General features: G+C 63.6%; 11 protein-coding genes. All 11 read left to right on the forward strand.

The window, feature by feature from the left end; translation table 11 throughout:
• The first annotated feature begins 69 nt into the window (after window positions 1–69).
• The 11 genes from AACG97_RS23225 to AACG97_RS23275 all read left to right on the forward strand — a co-directional run bounded on the left by AACG97_RS23225 (window position 70) and on the right by AACG97_RS23275 (window position 14,811).
• A complete protein-coding gene (locus AACG97_RS23225) occupies window positions 70–1,551 on the forward strand; it encodes a glycosyltransferase family 2 protein (RefSeq protein WP_009684460.1) in 1,482 nt (493 codons plus the stop codon).
• A gap of 36 nt (window positions 1,552–1,587) precedes the next feature.
• Window positions 1,588–2,754 carry a PilZ domain-containing protein gene (locus AACG97_RS23230; protein ID WP_009684461.1) on the forward strand — a complete coding sequence of 389 codons (1,167 nt, stop codon included), beginning with the start codon at window positions 1,588–1,590 and terminating at the stop codon, window positions 2,752–2,754.
• Window positions 2,755–2,766: 12 nt separating this feature from the next.
• On the forward strand, window positions 2,767–4,212 hold the full coding sequence (algK, locus tag AACG97_RS23235; protein WP_054881173.1) for an alginate biosynthesis TPR repeat lipoprotein AlgK: 1,446 nt from the start codon (window positions 2,767–2,769) through the stop codon (window positions 4,210–4,212).
• On the forward strand, window positions 4,209–5,687 hold the full coding sequence (locus AACG97_RS23240) for an alginate export family protein (RefSeq protein WP_009684464.1): 1,479 nt from the start codon (window positions 4,209–4,211) through the stop codon (window positions 5,685–5,687). Before algK ends, AACG97_RS23240 begins: the two co-directional genes overlap by 4 nt.
• Before the next feature lie 16 nt (window positions 5,688–5,703).
• A complete protein-coding gene (algG, locus tag AACG97_RS23245; protein WP_009684465.1) occupies window positions 5,704–7,263 on the forward strand; it encodes a mannuronan 5-epimerase AlgG in 1,560 nt (519 codons plus the stop codon).
• Between the two features lie 13 nt (window positions 7,264–7,276).
• On the forward strand, window positions 7,277–8,719 hold the full coding sequence (locus AACG97_RS23250) for an alginate O-acetyltransferase (protein WP_047149990.1): 1,443 nt from the start codon (window positions 7,277–7,279) through the stop codon (window positions 8,717–8,719).
• 7 nt (window positions 8,720–8,726) lie between these two features.
• Window positions 8,727–9,830, forward strand: a complete 1,104-nt coding sequence (locus tag AACG97_RS23255; protein ID WP_009684467.1) for a mannuronate-specific alginate lyase — start codon at window positions 8,727–8,729, stop codon at window positions 9,828–9,830.
• Between the two features lie 197 nt (window positions 9,831–10,027).
• Window positions 10,028–11,485 (forward strand): MBOAT family O-acyltransferase, encoded by a 1,458-nt coding sequence (locus AACG97_RS23260; protein WP_009684468.1) that lies wholly within the window; start codon window positions 10,028–10,030, stop codon window positions 11,483–11,485.
• Between the two features lie 10 nt (window positions 11,486–11,495).
• Window positions 11,496–12,653, forward strand: a complete 1,158-nt coding sequence (locus AACG97_RS23265) for an alginate O-acetyltransferase (RefSeq protein ID WP_009684469.1) — start codon at window positions 11,496–11,498, stop codon at window positions 12,651–12,653.
• A 20-nt stretch (window positions 12,654–12,673) separates the two neighbouring features.
• Window positions 12,674–13,321, forward strand: coding sequence for an alginate O-acetyltransferase AlgF (locus AACG97_RS23270; protein ID WP_009684470.1), 648 nt, complete (start codon window positions 12,674–12,676; stop codon window positions 13,319–13,321).
• Window positions 13,322–13,356: 35 nt separating this feature from the next.
• Window positions 13,357–14,811 carry a mannose-1-phosphate guanylyltransferase/mannose-6-phosphate isomerase gene (locus AACG97_RS23275; protein WP_009684471.1) on the forward strand — a complete coding sequence of 485 codons (1,455 nt, stop codon included), beginning with the start codon at window positions 13,357–13,359 and terminating at the stop codon, window positions 14,809–14,811.
• Window positions 14,812–15,255: the final 444 nt, after the last annotated feature.

A 15,255-nucleotide genomic window follows, 5' to 3' on the forward strand; every position in this document is an offset into this window, starting at 1 on the left:
TGGGCCAGGCGGCGCAAGGCTCCCCAATTGCGCTGCCGCCCTTTCCCGAATTTTCCACGGATGCTGAACATGCAAAGGCTCCAGACAGTGCTGTTGCAGTGCGCCGGTTGGCTGCTCTACATGAGCCTGCTCATGCTGATCGCCCTGGCCCTGCCAGCCGATATCTTCGACTCGCAATCGAAGCACTTCATCTTCCTGGTCGGCGCCGTCGGCATCTGGCGCTACTCGATGGGCGCCACCCATTTCATCCGCGGCATGATCTTCCTCTACGGTGTGTACCCCTACCTGCGCCGCAAGGTGCAGAAAATGGGCAGCGCCGCCGACCCGTCGCACGTGTACCTGATGGTCACCAGCTTCCGCATCGAAGCATTGACCACCGCTCAGGTGTACAGCTCGGTGATCCGCGAAGCGATCAACTGCGGTTTCCCCACCACCGTGGTCTGCTCGCTGGTGGAAATGTCCGATGAATTGCTGGTGAAGAGCCTGTGGGCCAAGTACAACCCGCCGGCCCACGTGAAGCTGGACATCGTCCGTATCGCCGGTACTGGCAAGCGCGATGGCCTGGCCTACGGCTTCCGTGCCATCTCCCGCATGCTGCCGGACGAAAACGCCGTGGTGGCGGTGATCGACGGTGACACCGTGCTGGCCGATGGCGTGGTGCGCAAGACCGTACCGTGGTTCAAGCTGTACCCCAATGTCGGCGGCCTGACCACCAACGAGTTCTGCGAAGTCCGTGGCGGCTACATCATGAGCGAATGGCACAAGCTGCGCTTCGCCCAGCGCCACATCAACATGTGCTCGATGGCCCTGTCCAAGCGCGTACTGACCATGACCGGGCGCATGTCGATGTTCCGCGCCAGCGTGGTCACCAACCCCGAGTTCATTGCCGACGTCGAAAGCGACTCGCTGATGCACTGGCGCCTGGGCCGCTTCAAGTTCCTGACCGGTGACGACAAGTCCAGCTGGTTCAGCCTGATGCGCCTGGGCTACGACACCTTCTACGTGCCGGACGCTGCCATCAACACGGTCGAGCACCCGCCGGAGAAAAGCTTCTTCAAGGCCAGCCGCAAGCTGATGTACCGCTGGTACGGCAACAACCTGCGGCAGAACTCCCGTGCGCTGGGCCTGGGCCTGCGGCGCCTGGGGCTGTTCACCAGCATCGTGCTGTTCGACCAGCGCGTATCGATGTGGACCAGCCTGCTGGGCCTGACCGTGGCGGTGATCGCCAGCCTCAAGTTCGGCCTGGCATACCTGCTGGTGTACCTGCTGTGGATCGGCATCACCCGCCTGATCCTCACCGTGATGCTGCTGTGCTCTGGCCACAACGTCGGCCCGGCGTACCCGCTGATCCTCTATTACAACCAGATCATCGGCGCGCTGATGAAGATCTACGTGTTCTTCCGCCTCGACAAACAGTCGTGGACGCGTCAGCCCACTGCCCTCAAGCGTGACCTCGCCAGCTTTCAACAATGGTTCAACACCTGGTCCTCGCGGACCATGACCTTCTCGGCGGCCAGCATCTTCGTTGCTGTGCTGTTCATGGTCGTGTGAGCCCAACCCGGATCGGATCTAACAGGAACAAACCCCATGAATACCGCCGTGAATGTCAACGTCGTGCATGAGTCCGAAGCCCAGCGCCAGCACGCCCGGGTACGCATCCCCGCCAAGCTGCGCTTCATCGACGCCCAGCGCCAGGCCCACGATGTGAAGGTCGACGACCTTTCCGCCGGAGGCTTGAGCTTCCACACCAAGCAGCAACTGGCGGTGGGCGATGCGTTGCGTGGGCGGTTGATGTTCACGGTCGACAACCTCGGCCTGTCGATGGACATCGAATTCCAGGTGCGCTCGTACCACCCCGACAGCGGGCGTACCGGTGCGCAATTCCAGAACCTGGAGCCACGCGACATCGCCACCCTGCGCCATATCATCACCTCGCACCTGTCGGGTGAGCTGATCACTGCCGGCGACGTGCTCAGCACCCTGCAACGCGACAACTTCACCAAGGCGCGCAAGCAGAAGGACGGCGGCAGTGGCCTGAGCCCCTTCGGCCGGCTCAAGGCCGTTACCGTCACCCTCGGTGTGTTCGTGGTCGGCATCGCCGCCTTCGGTTTCGTCGCCAAGTCGTTGTACGGCATTTACTTCATCAGCCATGCCGAAGCCGGTGTGGTCGCAGTACCCACCACCAATGTCACCATGCCGCGCGACGGCACCGTGAACAGCCTGGTGGAGAGCGGTGGGCAGGTGGCCAAGGGCGCGCCACTGGCCAGCTTCACCACCAGCATGCTGGACATGCTCAAGGGCAACCTCGACGACACGCAACTGGAACCGGCGAAGATCGAGGAACTATTCGGCAAGCAACTCTCCGGCACCCTCACCAGCCCCTGCGATTGCGTGGTCGCCCGCCAGTTGGTGGACGACGGCCAGTACGCGGCCAAGGGCCAGCCGATCTTCCAGCTGATTCCGCGTACCACCAACCCGATGGTCGAGGCGCGTTTCAGCTACCGCCAGTTCGATGAGGTCAAGCCAGGCACCCGGGTCAATTTCCAGGTCGCCGGCGAAGACGAAGTGCGTACCGGCCAGATCGTCAGTAGCGCCAGCCTCAACAGCGAAGACCTGGCCTCCGACATCCGTGTGCAGATCAAGCCCGATAGCGGCCTGCCTGCCGAGCTGGCCGGCCGCCCGGCGGCAGTCAACAGCGACCGTGGCCCGTCGCTGAACTGGCTGATCGACAAAGCCGCGGCCCGTGGGCTGTAAGAGGATCGGACGATGATCGCTGATACCAACACCTGCCCCCACAGGTTCCGTGTGAATCTGGGTCTGTGTGGCCTGGCCATGGCCATCACCTTGGCCGGCTGCGCCGGCCTGCCCGACCAGCGCCTGGCCAACGAAGCCCTGAAGCGCGGTGACACGGCATTGGCCGAACGCAACTACAAGGCCCTGGCCGACCTGGGCTACAGCGATGCGCAAGTGGGCCTGGCCGACATCAAGGTGGCCAGCCGCGACCCGGCGCAAATCAAGGAGGCCGAGGCCACCTACCGCGCTGCCGCTGCGTCCTCGTCGCGCGCCCAGGCCCGCCTTGGCCGCCTGCTGGTGGCCAAGCCCGACAGCACCCAGGCCGAGCGTGAAGAAGCCGAAACGCTGCTGAAACTCGCCGCCCGCCAGGGTGAAGGCAACACCCTGATCCCGCTGGCGATGCTGTACCTGAGCTACCCGCAAAGCTTCCCCAAGGTCAACGCGCAGCAGCAGATCGACCAGTGGCGCGCCACCGGCAACCCGGAAGCGGGCCTGGCCCAGGTGCTGCTGTATCGCACCCAGGGCAGCTACGACCAGCACCTGGACGACGTGGAGAAAATCTGCAAGGCCGCCCTGAGCGCCACCGACATGTGCTACGTCGAACTGGCCACCGTGTACCAGAAGCGCGGCCAGACCGACCAGCAGGCCGCCCTGCTCGGCCAGCTGCAGGCGGCCTACGCCCGTGGTGCCGTGCCAGCCAGCCGGGTCGACAGCGTGGCCCGGGTGCTGGCCGATCGCAGCCTTGGCCAGACCGATGAAAAAACTGCCAAGGACTTGCTCGAACAGGTGGCACCGGCCAACCCGGCGTCGTGGGTCAGCCTGGCGCAATTGCTGTACGAGTTCCCCGAACTGGGCGACACCGACCAGTTGCTGGCCTACATCGACAAGGGTCGCGAAGCCGAGCTGCCACGTGCCGAACTGCTGCTGGGCCGCCTGTACTACGAAGGCAAGACCGTACCGGCCGACGCCAAGAAAGCCGAACGCCACCTGCAGGCGGCCGCCGACGCTGGCGAAACCAGCGCCCATTACTACCTGGGCCAGCTGTACCGCCGTGGTTACCTGGGCAACGTCGAGCCGCAAAAGGCTGTCGACAACCTGCTGGCCGCCGCCCGCGGCGGGCAGATCAGCGCCGACTATGCCTTGGCCCAGTTGTTCAGCGAAGGCCATGGCATTCGCCCGCAACCGGGCAATGCCTGGGTGTTCGCCCAGCTGGCACAAGCCAACCCCACGCCGCAGGCGGCAGAAATGCTGCAACGGCTCGAGCCGCAGCTGACCCCGGACCAGCGCCACCAGGCCGAGCAACTGCTGGCTCAGGAAAAGCAGGCCCGCGGCAGCATGAGCCAAGGCGCCAACAGCACCCTGGCCACCGAAGCCCTGCAAGACGACGAACCAGAAGTAGACGGTGAGGACTCGCTATGACGCTCAATCCCTTCGTGAAAGCCGGCATCGGCCTGAGCTTCGCCCTGCTGTGGTCCTGCCCGACCCTGGCGGAAATGACCGCTGAGAAAAATTTCGGCCTGGACGTGAAAATCACCGGCCAATCGGAAGACGACCGTGACCTGGGTACCCGCCCCGGCGGCGACGTCAACGGCCTGGGCCTGGACCTGCGCCCATGGGTGTACGGCGAGCGCGGCAACTGGAGCGCCTACGCCATGGGCCAGGCGGTCGCAGCCACCGACACCATCGAAACCGACACCCTGCGCCAGAACGACGACGGCACCACCACCGACACCGGTGACGACAGCCGCAAGCCAGACAAAAGCTACCTGGCCATGCGCGAATTCTGGGTCGGCTACAGCGGCCTCACCGCCTACCCTGGCGAGCAACTGCGCCTGGGTCGCCAGCGCCTGCGCAGCGATGACGGCATGTGGCGCGACACCAACGTCGAGGCGCTGAACTGGACCTTCGACACCACCTTGCTCAAGGCCGACCTGGGCGTGGCCCAGCGCTTCAGCGAATACCGCACCGACCTCACCGAGCTGGCGCCCGAGGACAAGGACCGTACGCACGTCTACGGCAACATCGCCACGCAATGGACGCCCGGCCACTGGGTTGGCCTGCGCGCCCACCACACCCATGACAGCGGCAGCCTGAACCAACCCGGGGAAACCGTCGATGCACTGGACAAGACCCGCACCGGCGACCTCACCTGGCTGGGCCTCGAGGCCAACAGCGACGCCTACAACTGGCGCAATGACCACACCGTCAACTACTGGGGCAGCGTCACCTGGCTGACCGGCGACCGCGACAAGCTCACCACCCAACAGGTGGGTGACGACCAGGTGGCCACCGGCAAGCAGAGCGGCAACGTCAATGCCTGGGCCACCGACCTGGGTATCCGCCTGCGCCTCGACCCGCAATGGCAGGTGGGTGCGGCCTACGCCCGCGGCAGCGGCGGCGGCGGTGACGATGGTTCGAACAACTTCGAGCAGACCGGGCTGGAGAGCAACCGCTCCAACTTCACCGGCACCCGCTCGCGGGTACACCGCTTCGGTGAGGCCTTCCGCGGCGAGCTGGGCAACCTGCAGGCGGCCACGCTGTTCGCATCGTGGCAACTGCGCGACGACTATGACGCCAGCCTGATCTACCACAAGTTCTGGCGCGTCGATGGCAACCAGAACATCGGCTCCAGCGGCATCAACGCCGTGGTCGACGACAACGGTGTGAACCGCCAACTGGTCGACGGTGAAAAAGACCTTGGCCAGGAGATGGACGTGGTCGTGACCAAGTACTTCAAGCAAGGCCTGCTGCCCGCGTCCATGAGCCAGGCCATCGACGAGCCGTCTGCCCTGGTGCGCCTGCGCGCGGGTGTATTCAAGCCGGGCGACGCCTATGGCAAGGAAGCGGACTCGTACATGCACCGCGCCTTCGTCGACGTGATCTGGCGCTTCTGAGGCCGGGAGAAACCTGATGAACCTTCACCCGCACCTACGTCACAGCCTGTTGGCCAGCGCCTTGTTGCTGGCCTCGGGCCTGGCCGTCGCCGCAGAGCCCAAGGTCATTGCCAAGGAGCTGCAGCAGGCCAAGACCTACACCGTGGCCAGCGCGCCGATCGAGCCCCTGCACCTGGACCCGCCCAAGCTGCCCGACCTGAGCGGCTACACCGCCCAGGCCGTGCAGAAGAAGATCGACCGCAGCCACAAGGGCAAGGTCAGCCTGCGCCGCATGTTCCAGGAGGACACCCTCAAGGAATTTGTCGGCGGCGACAACAAGGCGGCCGAGTGGGTCCAGCGCCAGCACGGTATTCCGCAGGCGATCTTCATCGATGACGGCCATGTCGACCTTGTCGAGCTGAGCAAGCAGGTGCCGCGACAGTACCTGCGCGAAGTCGAGCCGGGCGTTTACCTGGCGCGCCTGCCGATCGTGGTCGGCCGCAAGGGCATCCTCGAGATCGATGGCAAGGTCAAGCAATTGCGCCTGTCCCAGGAGGGCGGCGCGTTCCTGGTCAACGACGGCAAGCTGTTCGTCACCGACACCCAGGTGACTGGCTGGCGGGAAAAAGACAACGGCCCGGCGACCTTCCGCTCGCCCAAGGAGTTCCGCCCGTTCCTGCTGTCGTGGGGCGGTACCGAGACCTATATCGTCAATACCAAGATGGCCAGTTTCGGCTATGCCAAGTCCAAGTCGTACGGCGTGAGCATTTCGCAGTACACCCCGAACATGGCCAAGCGCATGGGCCGCCCGGAACCCACCGGCTGGATCATCGGTTCGCAGTTCAGCGACATGTGGTACGGCTTCTACTGCTACGAAACCCAGGACTTCGTGGTCAAGGACAATACCTACAACGACAACATCGTCTATGGCATCGACCCCCACGACCGCTCGCACCGCCTGATCATCGCCGGCAACACGGTCTACGGCACCAAGAAGAAGCACGGCATCATCATTTCGCGTGAGGTCAACGACAGCTGGATCATCAACAACAAGAGCTACGACAACAAGCTCTCCGGCGTGGTGATCGACCGTAACAGCGTCAACAACCTGGTGGCCTACAACGAGATCTACCGCAACCACACCGACGGCATCACCCTGTACGAAAGCGGCGACAACCTGATCTGGGGCAACAAGCTGATCAACAACCGCCGCCACGGCATACGCGTACGTAACAGCGTGAACATCCGCCTGTACGAGAACGTGGCCATGGCCAACGGCCTGGTCGGGGTGTACGGCCACATCAAGGACTTGTCCGACACCGACCGCGACATCGCCCTCGATCCGTTCGACACCAAGGTGTCGCTGATCGTGGTGGGCGGCGAACTGGCGGCCAACGGCTCAGGCCCGCTGTCGATCGACTCGCCGCTGTCGGTCGAGCTGTACAAGGTATCCATGCTCGCACCGCGCAAGGCCAGCGGCATCAGCCTCAACGGCGTGCTGGGCGAGCGCCAGGACGAAATCCTCGACCTGCTGGTCCGCCAGCAGAAGGCTGTGCTGATCGACCCGGTCGAGCGCCAGACCGAAATGATCGATTAAGGAAGCCCAGACCATGACTCCACACCTGATGAAACTGCTGGGCCTGTCCGCTGCCCTTCTGGCAATCAGCCAGGGCGTGCGCGCCGATGAAGTCAAGGCCCCGACCTTCACGGCCGAGCCCTGCTGCCAGCTGTGCCCCGAAGCGCACGATGCCAGCCGCTACACCACCCGCTACCAGCAGAACTTCACCACCCTGGTGCAAGCCAAGGGCGACTGGCTGTTCCGCACACGCGAAGACTTGCGCACCGAATTCAGCACCACGCCGGCCGGCTACAAGCGCCTGCAACAAGTGCACGACGCGTTCAAGAAGCGTGGCGTGGAGCTGGTGATGGTGTACCAGCCCACCCGTGGCCTGGTGAACCGCAACATGCTCAACCCGGCCGAGAAAGCTGCGTTCAACTACCAGAAGGCACTGGGCAACTACCAGGCCATGCTCAAGCGCTTCGCCAGCATGGGCTACAACGTGCCCGACCTGTCGCCGCTGACCAACGAGCAACTGGCCGCCGCCGACCAGGGCAAGGACTTCTACTTCCGCGGTGACCAGCACTGGACGCCTTACGGTGCCCAGCGCGCCGCCAGGATCGTCGCCGACACCGTGCACAAGATGCCGGCTTTCGAGGGCATCCCGCGCAAGGAATTCGAAACCAAGAAATCTGGCCGCATGGGCAAGACGGGCACCCTGCACAACGTGGCCGGCCAACTGTGTGGCACCAGCTATGCCATCCAGTACATGGACCAGTTCGCCACCGAGCCGAAAGGCTCCAGCGGCGGCGGCGACGACCTGTTCGGCGACAGCGGCAACGCACAGATCACCTTGGTCGGCACCAGCCACAGCGGCAAGAACTACAACTTCTCCGGTTTCCTCGAGCAGTACATCGGCGCCGATGTGCTCAACGTCGCCTTCCCCGGCGGTGGCCTGGAAGGCTCGATGATCCAATACCTGGGCAGCGAGGAATTCCGCAAGAACCCGCCCAAGATCCTGATCTGGGAGTTCTCGCCGCTATACCGCCTGGACCAGGAAACCATCTGGCGGCAAATCCTTGGCCTGCTCGACGATGGCTGCAATGACCGCCCGGCGCTGATGAGCGCCAGCACCACGCTCAAGCCCGGCAACAACGAGCTGATGGTCAACGGCAAGGGCGGCGTGGTGAAACAGCTGATCAACCGCAACCTGCAGATGGATGTCAGGTTCGACGACCCATCGGTGAAGGTGCTGCAAGCCACCCTGTGGTACCTCAACGGCCGCCACGAAGACATCAAGCTGGAAAAACCGGAAACCTCCGACACCGACGGCCGCTTTGTCTTCCAGATGCGCGAGGACGAGGACTGGGCCGACCAGAGCCTGCTGGCGTTCGAGGTGCAAGGCCCGGAAAGCGGCACCCAGAAAGTCGAGGCCAAACTCTGCAAACGCAACAACTTCGCCGTGCCTGCGCAAACCGCGCAAGCCGGCCAGTGAGGCGACCATGACCGTATTCAAGCAAATCTTTCGCCCTGCCCTGCTCGCCATGGCGCTGTTCGGCAGCGCCGCGCACGCTGCGCTGGTGCCACCCCAAGGCTATTACGAGGGCATCGAGAAACCCAAAACGGGCGACGGCAATTTCCGCTGCGAGCCGGCACCAAAACCCTACACCGGTGCGCTGCAATTCCGCAGTAAGTACGAAGGCTCCGACAAGGCCCGTGCCACGCTCAATGTCGCCTCGGAAAAGGCCTTTCGCAAGTCGACCGAAGACATCACCACGCTGGAAAAGGGCGTGAGCAAGATGGTCGGCCAATACATGCGTGATGGCCGCCCGGCGCAACTCGACTGCACCTTGGCCTGGCTGGGGACCTGGGCGCGGGCCAATGCGCTGCTGTCCACCGACTACAACCACACCGGCAAGTCGATGCGCAAATGGGCCCTGGGCAGCATGAGCGGCTCGTGGCTGCGCCTGAAGTTCTCCACTGCCCAGCCGCTGGCCGCGCACCAGGCCGAGGCCGAGCTGATCGAGAAATGGCTGGACCGCCTGGCCGAGCAGACCGTGCAGGACTGGAGCAACCTGCCGCTGGAGAAGATCAACAACCACAGCTACTGGGCCGCCTGGTCGGTGATGGCCACCGCCGTGGCCACCGACCGCCGCGACCTGTTCGACTGGGCGGTGAAGGAATTCAAGGTGGGTGCCAACCAGGTCGACGAACAAGGTTTCCTGCCCAACGAGGTCAAGCGCAAGCAACGTGCCCTGGCCTATCACAACTACGCCCTGCCGCCGCTGGCGATGATTGCCAGCTTCGCCCAGGCCAACGGCGTGGACCTACGCAGCGAAAACAACTTTGCCCTGCAGCGCTTGGGCGAAGGTGTGCTCTACGGCGCCCGCGACCCCCGTCACTTCGCCGAACGTGCCGGTGAGAAGCAGGACATGAAAGACCTCAAGGTCGACAACAAGTACGCCTGGCTCGAGCCTTGGTGCGCGCTGTACCACTGCGTCGGCGACACGCTGGAGCGCAAGCACGGGATGCAGCCGTTCAACAGCTTCCGGCTGGGCGGCGACCTGACCCGGGTCTATGACCCGAGCGCAGCAAGCAAGAAGTGAACTGACTCCCATTGTGGGGTCGGTACCTGTGGGAGCGGGCATGCCCGCGAAGAAGCCAACGCGGTGCATGGCAAGGGCTTCGCCCTTGTTCGCGGGCATGCCCGCTCCCACAGGGATCTAAGTTGCCCTCCAGCTTTTTGCTGGGGGGTTTGGGGGGCGCTGTGCCCCGGATGCTGTGAACAATAAGGAGAACCGGGATGGTCTTCTCGTCCAACGTGTTCCTGTTCCTGTTCTTGCCGATATTCCTCGGCCTGTATTACTTGAGCGGGCAACGTTATCGCAACCTGCTGCTGCTGGTCGCCAGCTACATCTTCTATGCCTGGTGGCGGGTGGACTTCCTGGCTTTGTTCGCCGGGGTCACCCTGTGGAACTACTGGATCGGCCTGAAAGTGGGTGCCGCCGGCGTGCGCACCAAGCCGGCACAGCGCTGGCTGCTGCTGGGGGTCGGTGTCGACCTGGCCATTCTCGGCTACTTCAAGTACGCCAACTTCGGTGTCGACAGCCTGAATGCGATCATCACCTCGTTTGGCCTGGAGCCCTTCATCCTCACCCACGTGCTGCTGCCGATCGGTATCTCGTTCTACATCTTCGAGTCGATCAGCTACATCATCGACGTGTACCGCGGCGACACCCCGGCCACGCGCAACCTGATCGACTTCGCCGCGTTCGTGGCGATCTTCCCGCACCTGATCGCCGGCCCCGTGCTGCGTTTCAAGGACCTGGTCGACCAGTTCAACAACCGCACCCATACCCTGGACAAGTTCTCCGAAGGCTGCACCCGCTTCATGCAGGGTTTCATCAAGAAGGTGTTCATCGCCGACACCCTGGCAGTGGTCGCCGACCACTGCTTCGCCCTGCAGAACCCGACCACCGGGGATGCCTGGCTCGGCGCCCTGGCCTACACCGCGCAGTTGTACTTCGACTTCAGCGGCTACAGCGACATGGCCATCGGCCTGGGGCTGATGATGGGCTTCCGCTTCATGGAAAACTTCAAGCAGCCATACATCAGCCAGTCCATCACCGAGTTCTGGCGGCGCTGGCACATCAGCCTGTCGACCTGGCTGCGCGACTACCTGTACATCACCCTGGGCGGTAACCGCAAAGGCACCTTCAACACTTACCGCAACCTGTTCCTGACCATGCTGCTGGGCGGCCTGTGGCATGGCGCCAACTTCACCTACATCATCTGGGGCGCCTGGCACGGCATGTGGCTGGCGATCGAGCGGGCGCTGGGCATCGACACCAACCCGCAGCGTTTCAACCCGGTGAAATGGGCCTTCACCTTCCTGCTGGTGGTGGTCGGCTGGGTGATCTTCCGCGCCGAAAACCTGCACGTCGCCGCACGCATGTATGGCGCCATGTTCAGCTTCGGCGACTGGCAACTGTCGGAACTCAACCGTGCCCAGCTCACCGGCCTGCAGGTCGCCACCTTGGTAATCGCCTACCTCACCCTGGCGTTCTTCGGCCTGCGCGACTTCTACCGCAACGCCAAACCCACGCCCAAGGCCACCCCGGTGCAGGTCAACAGCGACGGTTCGCTGGGCCTGGACTGGACCCGGGTCATGACCCGCGCGCTGGTGTTGCTGCTGTTCGTGGCCTCGATCCTCAAGCTTTCGGCGCAGAGCTACTCGCCGTTCCTCTACTTCCAGTTCTGAGGTGGCTGACATGACCCGAACGTTACGCATTACCTATTCGCTGTCCTTCATCGGCCTGTTGGTGGGCATGGGCGTCTGGTCCACCGGTGGGCTGGAAAGTTTCCAGCGCACCGAACAGATGACCCTGCTCAACGGCAAACTGGCCAAGGCAGCCGAAACCCATTACGACGACCAGTTCCCGATCAAGCGCCTGGGCACCAACCTGTGGGCGGCGATGGACTTCAAGCTGTTCCACGAAGGCCGCCCCGGCGTGGTGCTGGGCCGCGACCAGTGGTTGTTCAGTGACGAAGAGTTCAAGCCCACCGCCGGTGCCGAACAACTGATGCAAGAGAACCTGGCGCTGATCCGCGGTGTACGCGACACCCTGCAGCAGCACGGCGTGCACCTGGTGCTGGCGATCGTCCCGGCCAAGGCGCGGGTGTACGCCGAATACATCGGCAAGCAACAACCGGCCAGCTTGCATGACGACCTGTATAACCAGTTTCACGCCCAGGCACGCCAGGCCAACGTGTTTGCGCCCGAGCTGATGGGCCCACTGGCACAGGCCAAGGCCCGCGGCCAGGTGTTCCTGCGTACCGACACCCACTGGACGCCGATGGGCGCCGAAGTGGCGGCGCAGGCGCTGGCTGACGCCGTGCGCCGGCAGAACCTGCTCGACGGCGCCCCGCAGGCCTTCATCACCGAAGCAGGCAGCACCGCCCCGTACAAAGGTGACCTGACCAACTTCCTGCCACTGGACCCTTTGTTCAGCAACCTGCTGCCCGCCCCGGACAGCCTGCAACAGCGTACCACCCGGGCCGCCGAGGCCGAGGGTGACGGCGCGGACGCGCTGTTCGCCGACAGCCGCATACCGGTGGCACTGGTTGGTACCAGCTACAGCGCCAACCCGCACTGGAACTTCCTTGGCGCCCTGCAGCAGGCGCTGCGCAGCGACGTGGCCAATTACGCCGAGGACGGCCACGGCCCGTTGGTGCCCATGCTCAAGTACCTGCAAAGCGATGCCTTCAAGAACGCCGCGCCACAAGTGGTGGTGTGGGAATTCCCAGAACGATATCTGCCAATGAAGAACGACCTCAGCAGCTTCGACCCGCACTGGGTCGCGCAGCTGAAGAACGCCCGTAAATCCGAAGAAAACCTGGCCTTGTCGTCCACCCGGACGAACCACTGACTGAAGAGAGGAACACGCACATGACTACCAAGACTTCCATTGCCAAAGCCCTCACCCTGGCGGCCGGCCTGTCCCTTGCCTCCATGCAGGCCTTCGCCGGCGCCGACGCCGCCCTGTATGGCCCCAGCGCGCCGAAAGGCTCCACGTTCGTGCGGCTGTACAACGCCACCAGTGCACCGGCTGCCGCCAGTGTGGGCAACACCCAGATCAAGCAGGTTGGCGCCCAGGCCAGCAGCGATTTCAGCTTCCTGCCTGGCGGTGACTACACCGCCAAGGTCGGCGGCAAGAGCGTGCCGGTCAAGCTGGCCTCGGACAAGTACTACACCCTGGTCAACAGCAGCAGCGGCAACCCGAAGCTGATCGAAGAGCCGCCGTTCAAGAACAAGCAGAAAGCCCTGGTGCGCGTGCAGAACCTGAGCGACCAGCAGCTGACCCTGAAAACCGCCGACGGCACGACCGAAGTGGTCAAGCAGGTGGCCGCCAACGGCCGTGGCGAGCGCGAGATCAACCCGGTCAAGGTGAACCTGGCGCTGTACCAAGGTGACAAGAAAGTGGGTGACGTGAAGCCAGTCGCCCTTGAGCGCGGCGAAGCCGCAGTGCTGTACGTAACGGGTTCCGGCAACGCCTTGTCGCCGGTGTGGGTAACTCGCCCCGTGGCTAGCAACTGATTCCCCTGCCTCTCAACGACTATTGGAGAAACATGATGATCCCGGTAATTCTTTCTGGTGGTAGCGGTTCGCGTCTGTGGCCTTTGTCGCGCAAGCAGTTCCCCAAGCAGTTCCTGGCCCTGACCGGTGAACATACGCTGTTCCAGCAAACCCTCTCGCGCCTGGCGTTCGAGGGCATGGACACGCCGATCGTGGTCTGCAACAAGGACCACAAGTTCATCGTGCAGGAGCAGCTGGCTGCCCTGAAGCTGGAAACCCAAGGCATCCTGATGGAGCCGTTTGGCCGCAATACGGCGCCCGCGGTGGCCATGGCCGCGATGAAACTGGTCAACGAAGGCCGTGACGAACTGATGCTGGTGCTGCCCGCCGACCATGTGATCGAGGACCAGAAGGCCCTGCAACGTGCCCTGGCCCTGGCCACCGTAGCGGCAGAGCGCGGCGAGATGGTGTTGTTCGGGGTACCGGCGACCAAGCCGGAAACCGGCTACGGCTACATCCGCTCCAGCCAGGATGCATTGCTGCCCGAGGGCGTGGCGCGGGTCGCGCAGTTCGTCGAGAAGCCCGACGAGAAGCGCGCCACCGAGTTTGTCCAGGCCGGTGGTTACTTCTGGAACAGCGGCATGTTCCTGTTCCGCGCCAGCCGCTTCCTTGAGGAGCTGAAAAAGCACGATGGCGATATCTACGACACCTGTGTACTGGCCTTGGAGCGTAGCCAGGAAGACGGCGATGTGCTGAGCATCGACCCCGCCACTTTCGCCTGCTGCCCGGACAACTCCCTCGACTACGCGGTGATGGAAAAAACCCAGCGCGCCTGTGTCGTGCCGATGTCGGCCGGCTGGAGTGACGTGGGCTGCTGGTCGTCGTTGTGGGAGGTGCATGAGAAGGACGACAATGGCAACGTCACCAAGGGCGATGTGGTGGTGCAGGACAGCCGCAACTGCATGATCCACGGTAACGGCAAGCTGGTGTCGGTGATCGGCCTTGAGAACATCGTGGTGGTCGAGACCAAGGACGCCATGATGATCGCCCACAAGGACAAGGTTCAGGGCGTGAAGCAGATGGTCAAGACACTGGACGAACAGGGCCGTAGCGAAACCCAGAATCACCTGGAAGTGTATCGCCCATGGGGTTCTTACGACTCGGTGGACATGGGCGGCCGCTTCCAGGTCAAGCACATCACCGTCAAGCCAGGCGCCAGCCTGTCGCTGCAGATGCACCACCACCGCGCCGAACACTGGATCGTGGTGTCCGGCACTGCCGAGGTGACCTGCGACGAAAACGTGTTCCTGCTGACCGAGAACCAGTCGACCTACATCCCGATTGCGTCGGTGCACCGCCTGCGCAACCCGGGCAAGATCCCGCTGGAGATCATTGAGGTGCAGTCCGGGAGTTACCTGGGTGAAGATGATATCGAGCGCTTCGAAGATGTGTATGGGCGCACCTCTACGCCGGTCGAGCGTGGGGTTTCGGTGAAGACCATCGCGCAGTAAGTGAAATCCCGGGGCCGCTTCGCGGCCCTATCGCCGGCAAGCCAGCTCCCACGAGGATCGCCTTAGGGCTGACAGGTGTTTGCCATAAGGTATGGCAGCGCCTGTTAGAGCGAGCGCCGCCCGCGCGGCGCAATCGCGAGCTGCGCTCGCTCCTACGTTTGTTTCGGGCCAATTATTCCTGTGGGATTCGCGCGCGAACGCCTTGGTGCATGCCTCAATATCGCGCCATACAAACAAGGCGGCCGCGCGCGCCTGTCACAGGCGTTACTGGCCCGAAACAAACGTAGGAGCGAGCGCAGCTCGCGATTGCGCCGCGCGGGCGGCGCTCGATCTCACAGCCGCTGCATATCTTGTGACAAACACCTATCAGCCCTGATGCGATCCCTGCAGGAGCTGGCTTGCCGGCGATAGGAGGGCGAAGCCCTCCCGCTTTTGAGCCCTCCC

Origin of the sequence: Pseudomonas sp. Nvir (assembly GCF_963778085.1) — a bacterium.
Lineage (GTDB): Bacteria > Pseudomonadota > Gammaproteobacteria > Pseudomonadales > Pseudomonadaceae > Aquipseudomonas > Aquipseudomonas juntendi.

Coding starts and splice junctions, on each gene's coding strand:
- AACG97_RS23270 (WP_009684470.1), top strand. CDS start 12,674: ATGACTACCAAGACTTCCATTGCCAAAGCCCTCACCCTGGCGGCCGGC.
- AACG97_RS23230 (WP_009684461.1), top strand. CDS start 1,588: ATGAATACCGCCGTGAATGTCAACGTCGTGCATGAGTCCGAAGCCCAG.
- algG (WP_009684465.1), top strand. CDS start 5,704: ATGAACCTTCACCCGCACCTACGTCACAGCCTGTTGGCCAGCGCCTTG.
- AACG97_RS23260 (WP_009684468.1), top strand. CDS start 10,028: ATGGTCTTCTCGTCCAACGTGTTCCTGTTCCTGTTCTTGCCGATATTC.
- AACG97_RS23240 (WP_009684464.1), top strand. CDS start 4,209: ATGACGCTCAATCCCTTCGTGAAAGCCGGCATCGGCCTGAGCTTCGCC.
- AACG97_RS23265 (WP_009684469.1), top strand. CDS start 11,496: ATGACCCGAACGTTACGCATTACCTATTCGCTGTCCTTCATCGGCCTG.
- AACG97_RS23225 (WP_009684460.1), top strand. CDS start 70: ATGCAAAGGCTCCAGACAGTGCTGTTGCAGTGCGCCGGTTGGCTGCTC.
- algK (WP_054881173.1), top strand. CDS start 2,767: ATGATCGCTGATACCAACACCTGCCCCCACAGGTTCCGTGTGAATCTG.
- AACG97_RS23275 (WP_009684471.1), top strand. CDS start 13,357: ATGATCCCGGTAATTCTTTCTGGTGGTAGCGGTTCGCGTCTGTGGCCT.
- AACG97_RS23250 (WP_047149990.1), top strand. CDS start 7,277: ATGACTCCACACCTGATGAAACTGCTGGGCCTGTCCGCTGCCCTTCTG.
- AACG97_RS23255 (WP_009684467.1), top strand. CDS start 8,727: ATGACCGTATTCAAGCAAATCTTTCGCCCTGCCCTGCTCGCCATGGCG.